Genomic DNA, 20,365 nt, shown 5'->3' on the forward strand with positions numbered 1-20,365 from the left:
AAAATTTAATAACTACGAGACCCAAAGTCTAGCTTGTGTTCTTATTTTATTATTTACTAGAGACAGTCAGTTCCACCACTTCTTTCTTGGCCGATATTCGATTTATCAACAGTACATCGTTGTCGTTAATGTCGGTGAGATAGTCGACACTGGTAGGCACTTCGCCGAGTATGCTAAACGACGTTTTGTCTAAATCATAGGACCAGAGTTGATTGTCTTCATTGACGCCATATATCCCATTGCCGCGCATTACAAAAGATTTTCCTCTGCCGCCTTGATTGTTTAGTGCACTGATCCGCTGAGGTTCAACAGCGCCGATTTGCCAAAACTGATCAAGTCTATCCTTATACACAATTTTACCGTGTTCACTTTCAAGTGCCCACAGCACAGGTTGCTGCGTCAGTATTTCAAACGATTGTTGAGCAAAGTCATAAGCAGCTAACTTCATTTCTCCCTTTACCCGAATCTGTGTTAGCGCACGTTGTTTTGCACTTTTCCATTGATATAAGCGTAAAACAGGGTAGGCGTGCGGGTAAGATGTCAAGCTACCATCTAAAGTAATTTGTGTCAGTACACCACTGGCACTGACCAATATGCTTTGACCATCCTCGGCCCAGTGGATCCCGCGAATAAAAGTATCTAACGGGAAATTAGTCAGTTGTCGCGTGTTATTGCCATCGCTTAGCCACACCTGTTCAGTACCAGAGCGCTCCGACCAAAATGCCACTAAGTCTCCATCTGGCTGAAAAACAGCCTGATCTTCACCAAGGTTGGTTCGTGCAAAGCTGGTATATGTTTGAGCGCCTTGTGATAGCTGTGTCAGTGGTAATTTGACGATATCACCGTCGTAAGGCCCTTTGATCATCAGTACACTTTTGCCATCAGGACGAAATTCGGGCTGCCTCATTCGATCTGAAAACGGCAATTGAATTTTACTCACAAGTCCTTCATAAGTCAGGCTAAATAGCTGACGTCCGGTACTGAAAATCAATTGTTGGTTGAGTGGGTCAAAACTTGGGTAGATATCGTGAAATTTAGTAATTTCCGGCGGCCGCTGGATCTGATGGCTAGAGATCAACTCACCGTCGGGTTTTAGCATATCGATATAATGTAGGCCATCAGCATGAATACTACTGACCGCGATTAAATCATCTTGAGGTGAATAGGCGTAATCAATCAACGTCCCGTCTTCTACGGTATAAAGGTCGACACCACTGTCGTCATCTATGGAATAATTGATCAGCTTCCAGCGCTCGCCTTGTTTTTGCTTCAATACCACATTGCCATCGTTCAGCCAGATAGGCTTATCAACCACTGAGTTTTTACACTGGAGAATAACTTTTGGCTGCTGAGGGCTTTTCAATGCTTTAGTAAAATCGAGTGTTACAAGGTCGTAGCAGCGCTTTTGTGTAACGGGCTCGCTACAAGCGTCGGTGGCCAAAAACAGTAACTGCTCACCATCTTTTGAGAAACTATGCCTGCCATATGCTCCAAAGCGCTCTGTGAGTAGGATCTCTTGCTGGGTATCCGCTTTTTTTGCCCATATCTTATTATCGCAAAACTTATCTAAATAGCGGTGAAAAACAATGTACTGACCATCAGGGGAATAGCTTGCATCAAATTCTTTATCGTCAGTTGCGGTCAATGAGCGCAAAGTATCAAAGATCAGTGGTGAAGGTTTTTTGATGGAAAAATATTGATAACCGATAGCCCCGAGCAAAATAGTGAAGGCAAGTAAAACAAACACATAAAGACTGAGTTTATGTTTATTCTGACTTTGATTGAGGTGATTATCTTGTTGCACTTCAGGCTCAGGGACTGGCATCACCTCAAGTTGCGGCTCAGTATTCGTCAGCTCGCTCGTTTGCTCCCCCCAACGTACTTCACACTCTAAGCTATATCCTTTTTTAGCATGCGTTTGGATGTAACCTTGCACCTTACCATCATCCCCAAGCGCCTTTCTCAATTGCGCAATACTACGCTGCAAAGTATTAGGAGAGACTACCGTATCTGGCCATACTGTATCGAGCAAGGTATCAAGGCTCATCACTTTGCCTTGATTCTGAGCCAAGCAAGTGAGTACCGCCAGAGCCTTTGGTGCCAGTGTTTGACATTCACCTTGGTGTGAAATCTGGTTACGTGATAAATCTACAAAAAAGTCACCAACCCAATATTGTTCTACCATAAATTCCCAGAGTACCTATCGCACGCGCTAACAACGCCAATTATTATAATTATCAGTATAAGGATAAGCAGGGTAAAAATAAACAAAATCAAAAACTTAAACTTTATCAACCTGTAAGCTTAAGGACTGTTGATAAACGTCTATTTCTCACATCTATGGAAGCTTTATCTGCCTCCATACCTACGTTCGCTTTGGTAAAATACTACTAAAGTGAACAAAACTTACCGGCTGCTTGCTTTTTATCCAACTTCAGACCAAAATAAATGTAACCAATATTAGTTACATACTTAAATGTAACCAAATTAAGTTACTTTTATGACGTCAATACCTCAAGGTGCGGTGATCACAGCAGACATTGTCGGCTCCCAATCACTGTCACAACTACAACTTACAAGGCTGCAAAGCGAGTTAAAGGATTACTTAGCTGAAATCGCGACTGCGGAGCAGGGCTATTATAGTTTTTACCGCGGCGACGGTTTTCAGCTTGTGTTGCCAGATGCTACGAAACTGTTCAATGTAGCATTACAGCTACGGTTGTTTTTAATTAGCCGACATAGCGATGCCAGACTCAGCCTCGCGGTCGGTGAAGTTAATATCACAGCAGCAGATTTATCAACCGCAACAGGTGCTGCGCTAGTACTTGCAGGCCGAGGGTTGGACGCAATTGGACAAGCAAGACTCAGGTATAACAATGGCAGCAATGCCCACTTTGCACTAAATCTGGCATTTGTGGATTTATTACTTTCGAACTTAACCCAAAAACAAGCAGAGGCCGCTTTTATTCATATTTCACACCCTAAGTTGAGCCATGCCGATATTGCAAAACAACTCAACACCAGTCGGGTGAACGTGACTAAATTACTCAATAGCGCACACTACACTTTATTAGATCAATTTTTAGCAATTGCACGCTCGCACCAATAGTCGAATGCTCAACACTTACATATCACGAGGTGGACTTAATGAACGAATGGCAAGTATTGTTATTGTGGTTAGTAATAGGCCACACAATCACTGACTTTTACCTCCAACCTATGAGCTGGGTGCATGACAGAAATACCCGCCACTATAAGTCCATCAAGTTGTTGTGGCATAGTGTGGCGCATGGCGGGGCTGCACTTGCAATCATCCTACTTTGGCAGTCGACTTTGTTTTGGGGAGTACAGTGGAATGCGCTGCTCTTTGCGCTAGCGGTAGGTATTAGCCACTATTGTATCGACTTAGCTAAATCCTATTCTAGCAAAGGCGTTATTCCTTTTGTGCTAGACCAATGTGCACATATCACTATATTAGTGGCCGTCACTTGGCAAATTGCAGAGCCTGAGATTGCCCTCAGTGCCTTTACCAAGCCTTTTGCCAATGTCCAGCTGCTAATACTGGTTGTGGGCTATTTAATGGTATTGCATCCTGCATCGATATTCACCAGCATGCTGCTTGAGCGTTGGCAACTCAATAATTCCGCTCTTGATAGTCTGCCGCAAGCAGGAAGTTTAATTGGTCAACTTGAACGTGTATTACTACTGAGCTGCGTGTTACTGGATAGCTGGGCTGCTATCGGCTTTATTCTCGCCGCTAAATCGGTATTTCGCTTTGGTGATCTAACCCAAAGCCAAGACAGAAAGCTCACCGAATACGTGATGTTGGGCACGCTTGTCAGTGTATTGCAGGCCCTTGTGCTCGGCGCCTTAATCAAACCATTTATGCCCATTCAATTGTAATTTAATCAATTCCACGCCTTGACATTTAATCTAGTGCCTGCAAAATAAACGTAGGCAATATTTACCGCTAATTATTTGCCTCTATTCGTTTTATTTCCTCATTAGGAGTTGCCATCACAATGAATAACTAAGCCCTTTGTAACTGACGAACTTATTATTAATTTCCAGTGCAAGGCTTATGGTTATCGTTGAGGCTTCTCAGACTAATCTATAGACTCTCATTTTCTATTTTACTGTTTATGGCTTTTACGAGTCTTTGTGCCTTTAGCCTTTTGCACTGCTGCGACTAGGAGCAGTAATTATGCCTTGGATACAGGTAAAACAAGCAAGCTTGACACTTGCAAATGGTCAGTGTTTATTTTGCGATGTCGACTTAACAATAGAGCGACAATTTATTGCGATAACAGGCCCAAATGGGGCAGGCAAATCACACTTACTCAAAGTCTTATACGGTGAACAGCCTCCAACCTCGGGCGAGCGCCAAAGTCATGGGAAATGCTTTTATCTCCCACAAGATGCGACTAACCGCTTTACCACCGTTTCTGAGCTACTTGGGCTTGAAGAGAAGCTAGCAGCACTGCATCGAGCCCATCAGGGGTTAGCCTCTGAGCAGGATTTTGACTTAATCTCAGATGATTGGCAGTTAGAATCAACTTGGCAAGCAACACTTGCACCGCTAGAACTCACTTTGGAAACCCCCTTTACAAGGCTTAGTCCAGGAGAGCGAATGCGAGTTTATATTGAGATACTACAATCTCAGCCTGCAATCCTATTACTGGATGAGCCGAGTAACCACATGGACAGCGTCAATAAGCACTGGCTAGCTGAGCAGCTAAAGCACCACAAACATGGTGTGGTTGCCGTCACACACGATCCTATTTTATTGGATGCAGCCGACCATATACTGCACATAAAACAAGGGGAGCTAACTCATCACTCGCTTGGATTTGACGCCTTCAGAGAGACACTCCTTCAAACTCAAGCTCGACAAAAACAACAACATTTGGCAAATCGCGCAGCACAAAGAGCACTTAAACAAGCCATGATTGCAGCGGTTCTGCAACATCAACGGCAGGCCAGTAAAGGAAAAGCACAAGTGCGCGCTGGTAGCCAAAGTAAACTGGTTACTGACTTTAAGTCAGACAGAGGAAGTAAGCGCCATGCCGGACAAACCCATAAAATTCAGCAAGCTCAAGATAGAGTTAAGAAAAATGCAGTTTACTATCGAGAAGACAAACAACAGTTTCATTTTAATTCAGCTCTGCGAGCGAAAGAAAAGATCCGCTTATGCGAAGCCGAATTGTGCTTTGGACCGGAAAAGACAGTGAACCTTTTTGCGGATACAACACAAAAGCTCAGGGTAATTGGAGAAAATGGCATCGGAAAATCGACCTTGCTTAAAACCCTTGCAGGTAAGCTAGAGTTAAAGCGCGGAGAAATCCAACGCCCAATAACATGTGTTTACTTAGATCAGCATTGCGCGTGGCTTGAGCAGGGCCCTTGCGTTTTAGATATTGCCGAGCGCTCACTTGACACGCCACATCATAATTTAATCACCAGCTTTGCAAGCGTTGGTCTGAGTCTAGATAAGATTTCAGGACCTATCACGAGTCTCAGTGGTGGCGAGAGAATGAAAGCGGCCATCGTGCTGGCCGTGCAACTGCAAGGCTTTTTACTGCTTGACGAGCCGGATAATCACCTCGACCTCGAAGCACAAAAAGAGCTTGCTGCCATGCTTAATCAGCTTCCTTGTGGATTTATACTGGTCTCTCACAATGAGTATTTTTGCACTCAGCTTACCAACATAAAAGTTCTACCGCTGCGTGATCAATAGTCATAGAAGGAAGAAAAGGGGGAGGAAGGAACGCCTCCCCCTTTGGGCACTTAGTGGCGTCTCTGTTATGACCACTAAATTAAATGGGCTGAGACGACTGCACGTCTCAAACCACATGGGGACGATGGGTTAAAGCGGTAATACCTCGAGGGTGGTGACATAGCTGCCGGCACGTTTTGTGGCGGGTGCTTGTGCTTTGTCGTCTTCATATTCCACTTCAAACCAATACATGCCTGGCTCAGATAGCGTTAGCGTCACTTCACCTTTGGCATTCGTTGTATATTTGCTTGGTTGACTATTATCACGGTACTTTTCATCCTGACGTACTACTATCACTTCTGCACCCTTGGCAGGTTCACCATCCATCGTATACTGCAAGGTAATAGGTTCACCGGTGTACAAATCATTAGGGTGAGTAACCGGGTTTAGTTCTAGCCCTTTGCCGGTTGGCTTAAGCGCAGTGTTATTTGGTGCGCCCAAAGTTACAAATACTTCTAATCGTCTTGCAACGTCGGTCACACTTAAATCTTTTGCCGTTTTTGGCACTTCTTTGTTAAAGGCTTCTACTGAGCCAATTTTTCCGCGTCCTGGCCAATAATGCTTTTCACCGTTTTCATCAGTCCAGCGCGCCACCAACGAGCGACTTTGATTAAACACTTTATAAGTGCCTTGCTGATTGAGCTCAATGTCAAACACACTACGATACTTAAGTTTTGCGGCGTTCTTAAGCTCAACCTTGCTACCAGAAGGAGACAGTGCAGATAGACGCTCTAGTGGATAAGCATAATGATCTGGGTTAAAGATCCCATTGGCGATGGCAGCATCAAACGTGATCCATTCGCTGTCACCAGACACCACGGTGGTACTTGGCTTTATCCATACTCGGTGTGCTTCACTTAACGGGCTATATGCAGCTAAGGCAACTAAGACACCAGAAACTAACGTTGAAATTTTCACGATTAAGGCTCCATTGTTAAAATTGTTGTAGCGAGTTCAGATTTACCTTCTGCAATCACAGTGACAGGCGCAGCGATAGGTAAGGTCACTGGCAGTTTCAATACTTCACGACCTCCAAGCTCACGAGCAGCCTCTACAAACAGCGTGTATTCACCCGCAGGTAAAGCTTTAAACTCGTCGCGCCAAGGGGTTAAATCAATCTTTGCTGTACCTGGACGTCTTGTCGCACCAGTCACGCCATCTACAGGCATGGATAGGCTACGGCCGCTTCTACGCCACCAAAGGCGTAAGTCTTTTAGCCACTTTTCACCTTCTTTATCCGCCATGTTAACGTCATACCAAACGGCAATATCGGCAACTCGCTGTTGTTTGCTGTCTGCCAGCCATACTGCTACATAAGGTGGATGATATTCCGCAACGTTTAAACGCGGGATCGTGATTTCAACTTCATCAGCTTTAGCGTGTGCGGGTACCATCAGCACTAAAACAGGTAATACAAAGCCTGCTGCGACGAGTGGCCAAGTCGACTTTCTTCCTCGAGAATGTTTGTATAAAAGCCATAACCCTGTGAGTGAAAACACTACACAAGCTACTGAAAACACGTCAATAAACATACGCCATGCAAATCCTGTATTACGTCCTTTGTGAAGATCGTTAAGGTATGATACCCAACCGCGATCCGTGATCTCTTGATAAAACTCACCGCTATCAAGGGCGATGCTAAACCAGCCATCGCCACCTGCTCTTGGCAGCGCAACATACAATTCATACTCGCTCCACTGCACTTGCTGTAGTGCAGGTAACGCCGCGCCTGTGTGTGACTGATACCAAGATTGAAAGCTGTGTGGCAGCGCTGTTTGCTCTGCTGCTGCGTTAAGCTGGGTCAACAGAGCACTTGGCAGCACCGCTTTTTTAGCATATGTGGTAGGCGTAGCTTCTATCTGGCTTGCGTGATTTAAGGTGATCCCAGTCACGGCAAACAGCAGCATTCCCACCAAACACACGGCAGAACTCATCCAATGCCAAGTGCGCCAATCAAACAGCTTTTTAAGTCGCCGATTCGACGACTTAGCCGCTGAGCGAGCTCGTGTCATTAAAAGCTCCACGCCAATGAAGCCCAATAGCGACGACCATCTTCAAAGTAGCCGTATTCTGCTTCAGTAATTTCTTCATCGAAGAGGTTGTAAATCCCAAATCCAAGCTTGATCGCTTCGTTCAGCTGATAATTTGCACCTAAATCAGTTAGGTTATACGAAGGTGCGACTAAGCTACTTTGCGAAGGTCCTGTTACAGGCTGGCTTTCTTCACCACGATAATGGAAGCGTAACCACGTGCTCAGCTCATCAGAATACTGATAATTAAGCGACGTTTGGAACAGATGTTTAGGTAACTGGTTTAACGGACTACCAGCATACACTCCGGTTTTTTGCTCCGAATCTGTGTAGGTATAGTTTGCGCTAAGCTTTAGTTTTTCCGTCAATTGACCCGAGAAGCTAATTTCACCACCTTGGGTTACGGCTTCATCAACGTTGACATAGGTTGTCGGTAACGAGCCAAATTCATTAGGGCCGTCCGTGCATTGAGTTAGTGGGCACGAAACCCGTGAAATTTTATCGTCGAATTCGTTATAGAATACCGTTGCAGAGGTGCTGATCCCTTTAGCAAGCTCGACGTATACGCCTACCTCGTAATTAATTGAGGTTTCAGGGCTTAAGTCTGGATTACCATAAATATTACCACCACGACTCACTTGGCCCCACGCCGCCGTGCTTTGACGCAAGTTCGGCGCTCTAAAGCCGGTTGAGATCCCACCTTTAACGGTCACCGCATCTGATGCAGTATAAACACCGTATAAGCGCGGGCTAACATGGCCGCCAAAGTTACCGTCTTTGTCGTAGCGTAGGCCCATAGTCAGGGCAAATGGCTCAACGATGCGCCACTCATCCTCAGCAAATACCGACCATTGATCGTTGTCGACTTGCTGCAAATCACTAATGCGGTTACTGGTTTTGTCGGTCAAATCTTCATTGAGATAAGCGACACCGATTGAGCTAGTATGAAACTCGCCAAGCGGTAACGTCCAAAGAGACTGAAAGTCTACGTTTTTGACCGTCATCTCACGGGATTTATTATCAAACTCTTCATGTTTTAAGTAACTACGAGAGCTACCAAATGACCAGTAACCGTTATGCGTCAAAGAGATTGACTCACTATCGTATTCGGTTGTGGTGGACTCAGGACAGCCACGACGGCCACACAGCTCACCTGGCGCAAGCGTTGCCACCGTTTTGCCGAGCGTTGCATCAAGCGTTTGTGAAGCAATACCATAATCCAATAACCATTCGTGTTCATCTGATGGTGTATAGGCCAGTTTTACCTTCAGCGTATCTGCATCCCGACCTCTAAAGCCAGAGACGATTTCGTCTTCGTCTCTGTGCGTAGTTTGGCCGTAAATTTGTACCCCTAAGGTATCTTTGATCAGCGAGCCTGCAGCAAAGAAATTTGCCTGATAAATATCACCTGAGCGACTGTTTTCTTGGCTGGTTGCGTCAACTCTAACTTCTCCATGCCACTCGTCAGGCGTTTTTTTAGTGATAATGTTAATTACGCCGCCAATTGCATCAGAGCCATACAACGAGGACATAGGCCCGCGCACAACTTCGATACGTTCGATGGCAGCAACAGGAGGCGTCCATGCACCTTCAACACCAGGACCGTCACTATTTGGCCGAGTCTCACGCGAACTTTGTCTTTGCCCGTCGACTAAGATAAGCGTGTACTGACTGCCCATGCCGCGAAGGCTAATATCTTCCCTGTCTCCGCCTCCAGTTACTACAACTCCGGGAACATCTGTCATGGCATCGGTAAGATCTCGATAAAAGCGCTGCTGTAGCACTTCTTGATTGATAACGCTAACAGACGCCGGGGCATTTTTTAGCAGTTGCTCAAATCCAGAAGCGGATACGACGATCACTTCCACCTCTTCTTTTATTTCTGATTTTGCATCACTTTGCGCAAGTGAGGAAAAAGGCAGGGCAGCTGCAACAGCTAAAGAGAGTGGCGCCAAACTACGACAGGCCATCAACATCGAGAAACCTCCATGATAGAATACAAGATAAATAACAATTATTTTCATTTGTAATGGTATGATGATTGCGTATTTTGGAGCAATGCGGTTTTTCTTAAAGGTATTTTAAGTAGGTCTTAACAATGAATCAGAAATTGACTCGCGGACTTAAAGTGTTCGCAAAAACAGTAGAAGCTGGCAGTATGAGTAAAGCCGCTGACTTATTGCATATGACCACCTCGGCCGTCAGCCAGCAGATCAGCAAATTAGAGCAAGACATAGGCCTAAGTTTATTTAATCGAAATACTCGTAACCTCACGCTCACCGAAGCGGGCTCTATCTATTACAAATCCGCGATACAAATACTGCAAACCGCAGAGCAAGCGGAGCATGAACTCGAGTTATTACAACATACGCCTTCTGGCATATTGAAGATCTCTGCCCCCATCGGGTTTGGAGGCGGGCTACTCAGTAAGCCTCTGCGCTACTTGAGTGAGCAGTTTCCACAAATAAAAGTCGATTTAATCCTAACCGATGAGCCCATTGACATCATTACTGAGGGCGTCGACTTGGCTATCTGTATAGGCCCTTTACAGGACTCAAACCTTATTGCCCGTCACCTTGCTGACTGGCAACTGATCCCCTGTGTCAGTTGCCATCATCCACTGGCACAACTCAATATATCGCATCCTGAAAGCTTAGCGCCTCACGCCTTGATTGGTCATTCGAGTAGTAAACAAAACCCTTACCATTTGAGCCACCAACCAACTCATCAACAAGTGGCACTGCCAACAGCGCGTTTTATGGTGAATAATATGCAGGCTTGCATTCAGCTCACTCTAGATGGCATTGGCTATGGGGTATTACCTGAACCCGAAATTAGACATCACCTTTCATCAGGGAGGCTAAAACGGCTATGTGCTGAGTGGTCATTACAAAAATATAGCGTTTACGCCGTGACGCCGCATCGCGACACCGTTGCGGCAAAAACAACCGCTGCAATTGAAAGCCTAAAAGAGTGGTTTACCCAAGTTTCCAACGATAACCAAGTGTTTGTTGGCGACTTTAGTTTTATCTAAGCTTCGCTCAGTTGAACTTTGGTAGTTAACCTGAGCTGCGGATAATTAATGCCTTTCTAGCAGCTAGTTTTAGCGCTAACTGCGTTGAATTCACTTCCAATAGCCAGCTATTGGTGCGTAAATTCGCCTTGTTTTCCCTAAAACTCTCTGGCTAGACAAGGAAAAAACTAAGTTGTACTTTAGCAACAATGAGTTGGAACATTTCTTATCCAAACCTCAGGTTAGTTAATAAAAAATTGCGAGCCATATAGTTGGCTCAGAAGTGTCTGTATAACTTACTTTATGCTTTTGATGTGCGGGAATATTAAGACTATCGCCCACCTTTAAGGTTACTATTTTACCGTCATCAAAAGTCAACTCACCACAGCCCTTTAATACCAGCACCCATTCATTTTCATCTTGGTCGTAGTATCCAGAGCTTGGCGAGGTATGACCATTTGATACTATCCGTTCAATACGAATATTTGGATGAGACAGCACCGTTTCAAAAATTTCTTCGGTTACATCAACTGGAATATCTTTTAGAAAGTTCATAAGCTTGAAACTAGGGCCTAGCAATTAGTCAAGGATTAGAGAAATAATTTGCCGCAACAGCACATCCGTTTATCTGGTAACGGCAAATTGGGAGAATGGTACAACTTGATCTGTAGAAATGTTCAATACGTCGTTCTCAATCTTTCAAAACAATCCATCAGGCGATTGGTGAAAAATCCCCTAACTTAAGCGACTCCACTCGGACTTCTTACCCAGTTGTACAGTCACCATTAAAGTTACACAATTTAACAATGTTTGTAAAACAAAATTTAACATTAAATAAACAAGAATGAACTTACTAAAATCCTTTAAGTTCTACACGCCAAGGAGGATCCAGTCGATTCTCACCAGCCCAGTATAATTTGATCTTGTTCCCTGCGGGGTCAAACAGTATGGCTTCTCGCCACAGATAGCGCTGCTCTGTCGGCAGTTGCTCAAATACGATACCGCGGGCCTCAAGCTCAGTGACCCAATCATCTAACTGTTCATGTTCAAAGTAAATAACTGCACCATTATTGATGGGAGGCGTTTCTAACGATAACGAGAAGGTTGCATTACCTTCAGGGCATTCAAATCGAGCATAGTGAGGTGTATCAACAATTTGAGTAAAACCTAGCGTTCGATAGAATTGACAAGCTGCATCCATATCATCAACGGGCAGGGTAACTTGGTTAAGATTCATAATCATCATCCTTATAACAATACTGAATCATTGTGCCTTGTAGGCAAAAAAATACCAGCCTAGGTTAGGCTGGTATTACATTCATCACATCTTAATGTGAGTTACAAATCAAATGTTCTCGACACAGAAAGTACGATACGTTCATCAGCCGTATCCCAATCTAAGCTCGTATTTTCAGCCGCCACTTCAATATCAAAGCCTTTAAATGCCGTTTGATAAGCAAGACGATAGTGATTGTAAGATTTATCGTTACCATCCCATGTATATTTATCGCCATCCAATGAATTGGAGATATCAAAGCTTGCTCGTAATGCATGACCTTCTGCAATTTCAAAAGTATGCGCTAACATCGCAATAGTGTGACCCGCTTCGGTTCCGAAATAATCCCAGCTGTACCAAAAATTAAACTCAGTTTGGCCAAACTCACTCGCGTAACCAAACTTAGTATATATCTCTGGATAGTTACCATCGCTTGAGTTGTCACCACCATGATAAGAATAGTAAGCAATACCATAGTCAAGGCTCCAGCTTTGGTTCAGCTCGATAAAGCGACCAACGTAAAAGTCCCACTCTAGTTCAGTGTCACCACCAAAGTCGACGTTAGACGCCCAGCTTCCAGCATACACGCCATTAGCAAAGGCTTTATCGATGCTGCCTTGTAGGGCTGGGTCATTTTGCGTTTGGCTCACACCGTTAAAGGTATAGTCAGATACACCTGTAAGCGTTGCAGACCAGTCTGCCGCCGCATAGTTAGACGCCAGTACAAGTGGGAGTGCACAAAGTGTTTTCTTTAAAGTTGTCATGTAGTTGTATCCCTAGTTTACTGATTCAATTTTTCTAAAGTCGATAAGGTTGTCTTTTGGCGAGCTATCAATCTTGCTCACAGTTTTGTATTTGCTATAAGCAATGTAACCAAAACATGAGAAGAACAAGCCTATAACTAACGCACCAACCCATTGGATCTGTAAAAAGTTGAGTTTAAATAACAGCGTAAGCAGTGATAACGCCACGATATTAAATAAAATATAGTTTCTTTTTCCTAAACGGCTAACCGTGAGGTTAAGGTTGTCTGTATATAGGCGGATCAAAGAGTCGAGTGAGTTAATCACAAACACCACACCAACAAAGACCATTGCAAAGTTTTTAATACCCGCAGTTGGGATCCCAGCCTCATGGTAGTGATAAAGCACACTAAACCATGCTGCGATTGGAATAGATGGGAAAATCAACATCGCCGCTAGCACTTGATAGGTTTTCAAACCACCGACAAAACGCGATGTGAATTGCCCAATCATGATACTCCACGCAAACCACCAAAACAGATAAAACTCGTGATAGTCATTCAGTGGCAACACAAACTGATCTAAATTGGCAAAGTAACCGCCGATCAGCGCCAAGTTATTGGTATAACTCGACATCGCACTGTCACCAAAAACAAACGCTGACGCCCACATAAAGGCGATTAAACCGATAAAGACCCATGTTGTCGTGATACTTAAAAAACGCACGTACTTAAGGCTAGTGCTTGAGTAAACCGCAAAAGCAATCGCCGCAAACACAATCAGATAGAAACTCGGAATAATCGACTCACCGTCGCCTAAACTGGGTAAATACCAAGGTAGATTAGACAACAATAAGAATGCGGTAAACGCACAAGTACCGATAATAACTAGGTTATTAATGAATTTAACCCAAGGAATTTCAAAGAATTTCACTTTGGGCTCTATTACGCAGAAATAAAAGCACGTAAGAAAGTAGAACCCCCAGATTAAAAATCCCCAAAAGCCAAACTCTATGGCCAGCGGATTAGTAAATGCATACTCTGGGCTTGCTTTTATGTCTGCGTAACCCGCAAACTCCGTAAGCGGAAACATGATCAGGCCAACATCTAGGCCAGAAGTAAATAAGATTGCAATAAAAGTGAACGTTTTAACCGGTGTAACACCAACGCACTGTAAATTCCCCCACTTCAATAAAATAAAGGCAATTGCCAATAGGGTGAAAATGATGCCTGCACTAAGCCATACTGTCATTGTCACCCTCCCAAAATTGATAGAAGTAACTCATTTTTTCTCCGTTGTTTTTATTTACATTATTCCCGCATTAATGCAGTGCAAACGATTTGCACTGCATGCCACTGCAGGTCTCATATGGGGCACGAACTTTCCCATACGAGTGGCGAAACTAGATCTCCGAACTACGTTGAACCTGTTGCCAGTTTTGTGTCATAGCAACGTTTGCTCCCTCAGCGGCAAGTGGCGAGTTGCCTAAAATCATATCCGCTGCTTTTTCCGCGACCATAATAGTCGGCGCGTTGAGATTACCGTTTGGAATGGTCGGGAAAATAGATGAATCCACAACGCGTAGCCCCTTTACACCGTGCACACGGGTTTGCGAGTCTACAACCGCCATTTCATCCTCACCCATTTTGCATGAACAAGAAGGGTGATAAGCACTTTCTACCGCTTGACGCACGAAAGCATCAATTTCTTCATCGGTTTGGATATGCTCACCTGGTTGGATCTCGCTCTGTCTAAAGTCATCAAACGCACTTTGCTCAATGATTTCACGAGTCAACCTGACACAAGCCCTAAAGCCTTCAATGTCTTCTTGTTCTGCCAGATAATTAAACTGTATTTTAGGCGCCACCGTTGGATCTGCTGATTTAATCGTTACTTCACCACGGCTCTTTGGTTTATTGTGGCCGACATGAACTTGGAACCCATGACCATCAAAGGCACTTTTACCATCGTAGCGAATGGCTGCAGGTAAAAAGTGGTACTGAAGATCTGGCCACTCAACGCCCGCTTTCGAACGAATAAAGGCACAAGATTCAAAGTGATTGGTCGCGCCAAGACCTGATTTATCAAGTAACCATCTTGCACCGATCAAACCTTTAGAAATTAACCCCAGCTTGCCGTTTAAGGTGATAGGCTGCTTACACTTGTATTGGAAATAAAACTCCAAGTGATCTTGAAGGTTTTTGCCAACCCCTGGTAAATGGTGTTTTACTTCAACACCTGCGGCAGTCAACGCTTCTTTATCACCAATACCTGATAATTGTAATAAGTGCGGTGAACCGATTGAACCTGCACTCAGGATCACTTCCTTCGCTGCATTCGCTTTTTTCAGGTTCCCTTTCACACTGTATTCAACACCTGTAGCGGTTTTGCCATCTAACAGTACTTGTTGTACCAAGGCACCCGTGACTATGGTGAGGTTACTGCGCTGTTTAATTGGATCTAAATAGGCGCGACTTGATGAACAACGCTTACCACCTTTTACGGTCATATGCATTGGCCCAAAGCCTTCTTGCTGCTCACCGTTATAGTCTTTAGTAAACGCATAACCCGCTTGCTCACCGGCGCTAATAAAGGCGCGATAGAGCGGGTTTGCCATTTCATTACCATTATTGGTGCCAAGCGGACCTTGCTCACCACGGTATTCATCGCCGCCTAAATACCAAGATTCAGCGCGCTTGAAGTAAGGCAAACAAGACTGATAATCCCAACCTTGTGCACCACTGTCTTGCCACTCATCAAAGTCTTTAGCATGACCTCGAACGTACACCATGCCATTGATTGACGATGAACCACCAAGTACCTTGCCGCGAGGACAATGCATAACGCGATTGTCTAAGTGCGGCTCGGGCTCGGTATGGAACTGCCAAGCATATTTATCGGTATTCATTGGAATAGATAGCGCGGTTGGCATCTGAATAAAAATACTCTTATCACTACCGCCAGTTTCGAGTAATAGTACTTTGTGCGCTGGATTTTCCGATAGGCGGTTTGCAAGCACACAGCCTGCAGAACCTGCACCTACAATAATATAATCAAAATCAGTCATCATACTCCTCGATTAAAATGGACTTTCAATATCGCTCATACCAACATACACGGACTTAGTCTGGGTATATTGATCTAGCGTCTCGATACCATTTTCGCGGCCAATGCCCGACTGCTTATAGCCTCCAACGGGCATTTCAGCGGGTGAATTACCATAACTATTGATCCAACAGATCCCAGCCTCTAGCTGGTGGATGACACGGTGTGCACGTTGAATATCCTTACTAAACACACCCGCAGCCAAACCTAAGTGGGTGTTGTTTGCACGCTGAATGACTTCATCCTCATCATCAAATACCAATATCGACATCACTGGACCAAAGATCTCTTCTTTCACTATGGTCATATCATCATGACAGTCGATAAATACGGTCGGTGCGACAAAGTAGCCGTTTGGTGCCGTTTCAGGACTAAGTGCCTCACCACCGGTCAGTACGGTTGCGCCTTCAGCTTTGCCTTTTGCAATGTAATCCATCACCAGTGTGTGATGCTGCTTTGAGATTAGAGCGCCAAGATTTACGTTTGGATCGAGCGGATCGCCCGCGATGATATTTTGTTCGGTACGCTGCTTTAACTCAGCCAAAAAGGCGTCGTAAACCTTACGCTGAACAAATACGCGTGTGCAGTTGGTACACACTTCACCTTGGGTGTAGAAGTTGCCCAACATCGCAGCACTTATCGCTTGAGAGATATCAGCGTCTTCAAAGACGATAAGCGGTGATTTGCCGCCTAGCTCCATCGTCACTTCTTTTAAATTGCTTGCCGCACTTTGCATTACTTTTTTGCCAGTACCCACTTCACCGGTGAACGATACTTTTTCAATATCAGGGCTGGTAGTAAGCCATTGGCCCACCTCAGCGGCACCTTGTACCACATTGAATACGCCCGCAGGGACACCGGCTTCAATAAAGATTTCGGCCAGCTTAATCGCGCCTAGTGGTGTTTCTTCCGATGGCTTGAAAATGAGGGCGTTACCAGCGGCAAGTGCAGGGCCTGATTTCCAACACGCAATTTGCAGTGGATAATTCCACGCGCCAATGCCTGCACAAATCCCCAAGGGCTCTTTACGAGTATAGAAAAAGTCCCCTCCCACTGGCTGCTGAGAGCCAACTTGAGCGGGAGCCAACCCTGCAAAATATTCAATCACATCAGCGCCAGTTTGAATGTCTACACATTCAGCCTCTTGCCAAGGTTTACCTGTATCTAACACTTCAATCTTAGCAAGCTCATCATTGCGCTCGCGCAACAGAGATACCGCTTTATGTAAAACACGACTACGCTCAATTGGCGCCATCGCTGACCATAATGCAAAGCCCGCTTTAGCACTTTCAATCGCAGCTTGCTGAACATGACTGTCAGCAACCTCTACCTCATAGATCACTTCATCCGTTGCTGGATTTTTTACTGCAAACTTTTCGCCTGAGTGGTTTGCCAAGAACTGGCCATGAATAAAATTTTGATATACAGGGACTGTCACATTATCCTCCAAACTGCTTAATAAGTGATTGAATGTAGCGTTTTGCGAGCGTTTCACTGTGATGAAACGCATGATGGTCAGCTTTGCTTAGCACAGCTCTTAACCAGAGTCCGTCAATCATACCGGCGGCAAGCTCAGCCGCTTCTTTTGCTTGTGCTCGCGACATAAAAGCAGCAAACGAAGTCGCTAAGTTACTCTGCAGACGGCGACTGTTAACACGCTGTAGTCGGTGTAGCTCGTCATCGTGCATAGACTGCGCCCAGAAACTCAACCAGGTGCGCGTCGTATTTGACTGCTGCTGCACCATGGCAAAGTTAGCTTCTACGATATACATGAGTCGCTGCTCGGCACTACAACCACCAAAGGTTTTGTCCAACAAACTGTATTTCAAGTTGTTTAATAGATAGCGCACGGTTGCTTCAATCAAGCCTTGTTTCCCACCAAAATAGTGACTGATAATCCCCGATGAGAGACCGGCTCTTTTACTGATACTATTAATAGTGGTTGCTTGTAATCCTAACTCGGCAACTGACTCTAAAGTGGCGTCAATTAGCTGCTGACGACGAACAGGTTCCATTCCGACTTTTGGCATAGCTTTTTATTAATTGACCGTTCAATTAAAATAAATCTTAGGGTGATAAAGATGAGACTTCAAGGTTGACTTTTTGTAAAAAGCCAAATTTTTGACGTTTGTACCTAGGTTAATCCCATGATAGCTAAGGGGTTTTAAAGGATTACAAAAAATCTTAAAAAATTTTAAAAAATCTGAGATTTTGCAGGTATTTGCGATAATTTACCGTTTTGATGTGACAATTTGATTAAGTTTGGTTTGGCTAGAAAACAATCATAATTTAAGCAAATGAGGGGGGCTTAAGTTAGCACAAAACATCCTTGCTAGTTAGGATTTGAAAGCGGTAACGGTTGGTAACTAGGAAATCTATTTGAGACAGTTGAAATCCCAAAAGAAGCGTTTGACTGATAACTCGCTACTAACAACTCAATCTTAGGTTTAAGCGCTATGATCGCTTCATCAATTTTACCTTTCAGCCTCGTACTAAAAACATTTTTACGCAGCAAAAAATGTACTTGGTTATCATGTACCACATAAGGCCAAGCCTGTGCAGTGTCAAGTCCTCGCTCTTTGATAAAATAGTTCCCCGTGATCATATCATCCACAATAAAATCAACGCGCGCTTTCATTAACATTTCAACCCGCCGCTGCGCACTGGCAATACTCACAAACTGATCTTTATAGCGGGGATCTTGTTTAAGCTTACCAAGCTCCTCTCCATAGTAAGATCCGATGCTTAATCCTATGGTTTTCGATTGCTTTAGTAATGAAGCGAGATCGGCAAGCGCTGTGGAAGGTGATAACGAGAATAATCGCATACGTTCAAAACGGTAGGGCAGAGAGAAATCTCCGTATGCTTCTCTATCTTTAGTGTAGCTAACCATTACTGCGACATCTATCACTCCTTTTGACATTTCTTCAAAAGTGCGAGCGCTGGAAGGGAGGCGAATATAGGTGGTACACACGGCAACATGCTGGAACACCATCTCAGCAATGTCTACGTCTAGGCCCCAAGGTCCAAGCTCATCAAATACAGTTAATGGCGGCCAATCGGCAACAACGCCGATATTCACCGTTTTACTGCATTCGCTTGCACTGGCAGGAGAAAATACCAAACCCCACACCAATATAGCCATGCCAATCAAGCTATTCACTGATATGTACTGCTTAACCATGACACCTCGTGAGCAAGTCTATGACAATCGGCCTTATAACATGACGACTCAGTTCATCGTATAGGCACTATCTTTAGTAGTAACAATATATTTACCTAAAGCCTAGATCACAATGCCTAATTATAAAACTATTTAAATCAAAAAGCGCATCTGTGCTCACAGGAACAAAAGAGCGTGACGTAAACCCCCTTTACATCACGCTTGTTTTGGGCACTTTATGGCTGATATTCGAATACTTCTTCAATAGAGACATTAAATACATGCGCTATCTTAAATGCTACTTCGAGCGAAGGTGAGTATTTTGCAGCCTCGATCGCCATAATCGTTTGCCTCGTGACACCCACTCGCTCTGCAAGCTCTTTTTGTGTCATTTCACTGCTCATAAAACGTAGCATTCTGATTTTGTTTTTTATTGGTAAATCAGCCATACACAGCTCCCAAACGAGCTTTGACGAGCTGGGTTCCATAACCGACCAATTCAGCCAGCAAAAATGCAATCACCAAAATATGAAGTGGTGCAAATGGTAGTTCAAAAGGAAGCGCTTGCGACCAATTTTGCGCTTCGGCAGAATACTGGAAAATAGAGATACATACACCAACCTGAAGCACCCAATAGGCAGGTTTACACCCAGATAGCGCAATCAACTTTTCACGCTCATCTAACGGCTTATCCATATCTTTATCGCTAACAAAGCTTAGTAGCAGCTGACCTGCAATAGATGTCACGATAGAAATAACAATCACCTTGAACAACAGTCCTGATACCCAACTCGGATCTTGACGTAACTGCTCTGTAGCCGCTGTTATTTCGCCTAAATAAAAAAACAAGATATAACCTGTTACCAAAAACTCTATCGCAATCGTTAAGTCACGGAAACTCAACGAGTCTAAAAACGCTTTAATCTTATTGTTGCTTTCCATGTTACCCTCACTTTACTCAAGGTTAAATATTCTTTACATTAAAAGCGTAAACTTTGACCAGCTTCAAGTCAAATATTTTTTACTTTAAGTCAAGTTTTAATAACTAACCTGAATTCGGGATAAGAAGTTAGTTAACCTGAGGTTTGGATAAGGAATGAGCTAACTCATTGTTTTTAAGCCCACATTAAATTATACCCTCATCTAGCCAGACAGTTTTGGGGATAACAAGGCGAATTTACGCACCAATAGCTGGCTATTGGAAGTGAATTCAACGCAGTTAGCGCTAAAATTGGCTGCTAGAAAGGCATTAATTATCT

18 protein-coding genes are annotated in these 20,365 nt (G+C 44.1%); 4 read left to right on the plus strand and 14 right to left on the minus strand.

Translation table 11 applies throughout. From position 1 onward, the window contains the following. Nucleotides 1–49: 49 nt before the first annotated feature. On the minus strand, nt 50–2,185 hold the full coding sequence (locus NO992_RS17455) for a winged helix-turn-helix domain-containing protein (RefSeq protein ID WP_371379349.1): 2,136 nt from the start codon (nt 2,183–2,185) through the stop codon (nt 50–52). Between the two features lie 315 nt (nt 2,186–2,500). On the opposite strand from NO992_RS17455, the gene NO992_RS17460 reads away from it, so the two are divergent. The 3 genes from NO992_RS17460 to NO992_RS17470 all read left to right on the plus strand — a co-directional run bounded on the left by NO992_RS17460 (nt 2,501) and on the right by NO992_RS17470 (nt 5,737). Beyond that, on the plus strand, nt 2,501–3,109 hold the full coding sequence (locus tag NO992_RS17460; protein ID WP_211856900.1) for a hypothetical protein: 609 nt from the start codon (nt 2,501–2,503) through the stop codon (nt 3,107–3,109). Nucleotides 3,110–3,147: 38 nt separating this feature from the next. Further along, on the plus strand, nt 3,148–3,903 hold the full coding sequence (locus NO992_RS17465) for a DUF3307 domain-containing protein (RefSeq protein WP_371379353.1): 756 nt from the start codon (nt 3,148–3,150) through the stop codon (nt 3,901–3,903). Between the two features lie 301 nt (nt 3,904–4,204). After that, nucleotides 4,205–5,737, plus strand: a complete 1,533-nt coding sequence (locus NO992_RS17470; RefSeq protein ID WP_371379356.1) for an ATP-binding cassette domain-containing protein — start codon at nt 4,205–4,207, stop codon at nt 5,735–5,737. Nucleotides 5,738–5,866: 129 nt separating this feature from the next. On the opposite strand, the gene NO992_RS17475 is transcribed toward NO992_RS17470, so the two are convergent. The 3 genes from NO992_RS17475 to NO992_RS17485 are packed head-to-tail and all read right to left on the minus strand — an operon-like array spanning nt 5,867 to nt 9,782. Next, a complete protein-coding gene (locus NO992_RS17475) occupies nt 5,867–6,694 on the minus strand; it encodes a DUF4198 domain-containing protein (RefSeq protein WP_222244618.1) in 828 nt (275 codons plus the stop codon). A gap of 2 nt (nt 6,695–6,696) precedes the next feature. Beyond that, on the minus strand, nt 6,697–7,788 hold the full coding sequence (locus NO992_RS17480) for a PepSY-associated TM helix domain-containing protein (RefSeq protein ID WP_371379360.1): 1,092 nt from the start codon (nt 7,786–7,788) through the stop codon (nt 6,697–6,699). Beyond that, a complete protein-coding gene (locus tag NO992_RS17485) occupies nt 7,788–9,782 on the minus strand; it encodes a ligand-gated channel protein (RefSeq protein WP_371379364.1) in 1,995 nt (664 codons plus the stop codon). Before NO992_RS17485 ends, NO992_RS17480 begins: the two co-directional genes overlap by 1 nt. A gap of 122 nt (nt 9,783–9,904) precedes the next feature. Between NO992_RS17485 and NO992_RS17490 the strand changes: the two genes are divergently transcribed. After that, nucleotides 9,905–10,840 (plus strand): LysR family transcriptional regulator, encoded by a 936-nt coding sequence (locus NO992_RS17490; RefSeq protein ID WP_305775965.1) that lies wholly within the window; start codon nt 9,905–9,907, stop codon nt 10,838–10,840. Nucleotides 10,841–11,065: 225 nt separating this feature from the next. Here NO992_RS17490 and NO992_RS17495 read toward each other — a convergent pair whose 3' ends face one another. From NO992_RS17495 to NO992_RS17540, 10 genes are all read right to left on the minus strand, one after another. Beyond that, on the minus strand, nt 11,066–11,374 hold the full coding sequence (locus tag NO992_RS17495; protein WP_371379367.1) for a cupin domain-containing protein: 309 nt from the start codon (nt 11,372–11,374) through the stop codon (nt 11,066–11,068). A 298-nt stretch (nt 11,375–11,672) separates the two neighbouring features. Then, nucleotides 11,673–12,056: a VOC family protein gene (locus tag NO992_RS17500; RefSeq protein WP_305775963.1), complete on the minus strand. Its 384-nt coding sequence runs from the start codon at nt 12,054–12,056 to the stop codon at nt 11,673–11,675. Between the two features lie 101 nt (nt 12,057–12,157). Beyond that, the gene (locus NO992_RS17505) at nt 12,158–12,859 is read right to left on the minus strand and encodes a TorF family putative porin (protein ID WP_371379370.1); all 702 of its coding nucleotides are present in this window, start codon (nt 12,857–12,859) and stop codon (nt 12,158–12,160) included. 12 nt (nt 12,860–12,871) lie between these two features. Further along, entirely contained in the window at nt 12,872–14,089 is a 1,218-nt protein-coding gene (locus NO992_RS17510; RefSeq protein ID WP_017216891.1) for a choline transporter, read from the minus strand. Nucleotides 14,090–14,240: 151 nt separating this feature from the next. Further along, nucleotides 14,241–15,908, minus strand: a complete 1,668-nt coding sequence (betA, locus tag NO992_RS17515; RefSeq protein WP_371379373.1) for a choline dehydrogenase — start codon at nt 15,906–15,908, stop codon at nt 14,241–14,243. Nucleotides 15,909–15,917: 9 nt separating this feature from the next. Then, nucleotides 15,918–17,381 (minus strand): betaine-aldehyde dehydrogenase, encoded by a 1,464-nt coding sequence (betB, locus tag NO992_RS17520; protein ID WP_371379376.1) that lies wholly within the window; start codon nt 17,379–17,381, stop codon nt 15,918–15,920. A gap of 1 nt (nt 17,382) precedes the next feature. Further along, nucleotides 17,383–17,973 carry a transcriptional regulator BetI gene (gene betI / locus NO992_RS17525; protein ID WP_017216888.1) on the minus strand — a complete coding sequence of 197 codons (591 nt, stop codon included), beginning with the start codon at nt 17,971–17,973 and terminating at the stop codon, nt 17,383–17,385. A gap of 302 nt (nt 17,974–18,275) precedes the next feature. Then, on the minus strand, nt 18,276–19,127 hold the full coding sequence (locus NO992_RS17530) for a substrate-binding periplasmic protein (RefSeq protein WP_371379380.1): 852 nt from the start codon (nt 19,125–19,127) through the stop codon (nt 18,276–18,278). A 215-nt stretch (nt 19,128–19,342) separates the two neighbouring features. Next, nucleotides 19,343–19,555 carry a helix-turn-helix transcriptional regulator gene (locus NO992_RS17535; protein WP_010376185.1) on the minus strand — a complete coding sequence of 71 codons (213 nt, stop codon included), beginning with the start codon at nt 19,553–19,555 and terminating at the stop codon, nt 19,343–19,345. After that, complete coding sequence (locus NO992_RS17540; RefSeq protein WP_010376186.1) at nt 19,548–20,048, minus strand: hypothetical protein; 501 nt, start codon at nt 20,046–20,048, stop codon at nt 19,548–19,550. Before NO992_RS17540 ends, NO992_RS17535 begins: the two co-directional genes overlap by 8 nt. Between the last annotated feature and the right edge of the window lie 317 nt (nt 20,049–20,365).

It is taken from the genome of Pseudoalteromonas sp. DY56-GL79 (assembly GCF_041414765.1).
In the GTDB taxonomy this organism is placed as follows: Bacteria; Pseudomonadota; Gammaproteobacteria; order Enterobacterales; family Alteromonadaceae; genus Pseudoalteromonas; species Pseudoalteromonas piscicida.

Excerpts from the sequence above, each read along its gene's own strand:
- NO992_RS17455 (WP_371379349.1), bottom strand. The coding sequence starts at position 2,185 with ATGGTAGAACAATATTGGGTTGGTGACTTTTTTGTAGATTTATCACGT.
- NO992_RS17460 (WP_211856900.1), top strand. The coding sequence starts at position 2,501 with ATGACGTCAATACCTCAAGGTGCGGTGATCACAGCAGACATTGTCGGC.
- NO992_RS17465 (WP_371379353.1), top strand. The coding sequence starts at position 3,148 with ATGAACGAATGGCAAGTATTGTTATTGTGGTTAGTAATAGGCCACACA.
- NO992_RS17470 (WP_371379356.1), top strand. The coding sequence starts at position 4,205 with ATGCCTTGGATACAGGTAAAACAAGCAAGCTTGACACTTGCAAATGGT.
- NO992_RS17480 (WP_371379360.1), bottom strand. The coding sequence starts at position 7,788 with ATGACACGAGCTCGCTCAGCGGCTAAGTCGTCGAATCGGCGACTTAAA.
- NO992_RS17485 (WP_371379364.1), bottom strand. The coding sequence starts at position 9,782 with ATGTTGATGGCCTGTCGTAGTTTGGCGCCACTCTCTTTAGCTGTTGCA.
- NO992_RS17490 (WP_305775965.1), top strand. The coding sequence starts at position 9,905 with ATGAATCAGAAATTGACTCGCGGACTTAAAGTGTTCGCAAAAACAGTA.
- NO992_RS17495 (WP_371379367.1), bottom strand. The coding sequence starts at position 11,374 with ATGAACTTTCTAAAAGATATTCCAGTTGATGTAACCGAAGAAATTTTT.
- NO992_RS17500 (WP_305775963.1), bottom strand. The coding sequence starts at position 12,056 with ATGAATCTTAACCAAGTTACCCTGCCCGTTGATGATATGGATGCAGCT.
- NO992_RS17505 (WP_371379370.1), bottom strand. The coding sequence starts at position 12,859 with ATGACAACTTTAAAGAAAACACTTTGTGCACTCCCACTTGTACTGGCG.
- NO992_RS17510 (WP_017216891.1), bottom strand. The coding sequence starts at position 14,089 with ATGACAGTATGGCTTAGTGCAGGCATCATTTTCACCCTATTGGCAATT.
- betA (WP_371379373.1), bottom strand. The coding sequence starts at position 15,908 with ATGATGACTGATTTTGATTATATTATTGTAGGTGCAGGTTCTGCAGGC.
- betI (WP_017216888.1), bottom strand. The coding sequence starts at position 17,973 with ATGCCAAAAGTCGGAATGGAACCTGTTCGTCGTCAGCAGCTAATTGAC.
- NO992_RS17530 (WP_371379380.1), bottom strand. The coding sequence starts at position 19,127 with ATGGTTAAGCAGTACATATCAGTGAATAGCTTGATTGGCATGGCTATA.
- NO992_RS17535 (WP_010376185.1), bottom strand. The coding sequence starts at position 19,555 with ATGGCTGATTTACCAATAAAAAACAAAATCAGAATGCTACGTTTTATG.
- NO992_RS17540 (WP_010376186.1), bottom strand. The coding sequence starts at position 20,048 with ATGGAAAGCAACAATAAGATTAAAGCGTTTTTAGACTCGTTGAGTTTC.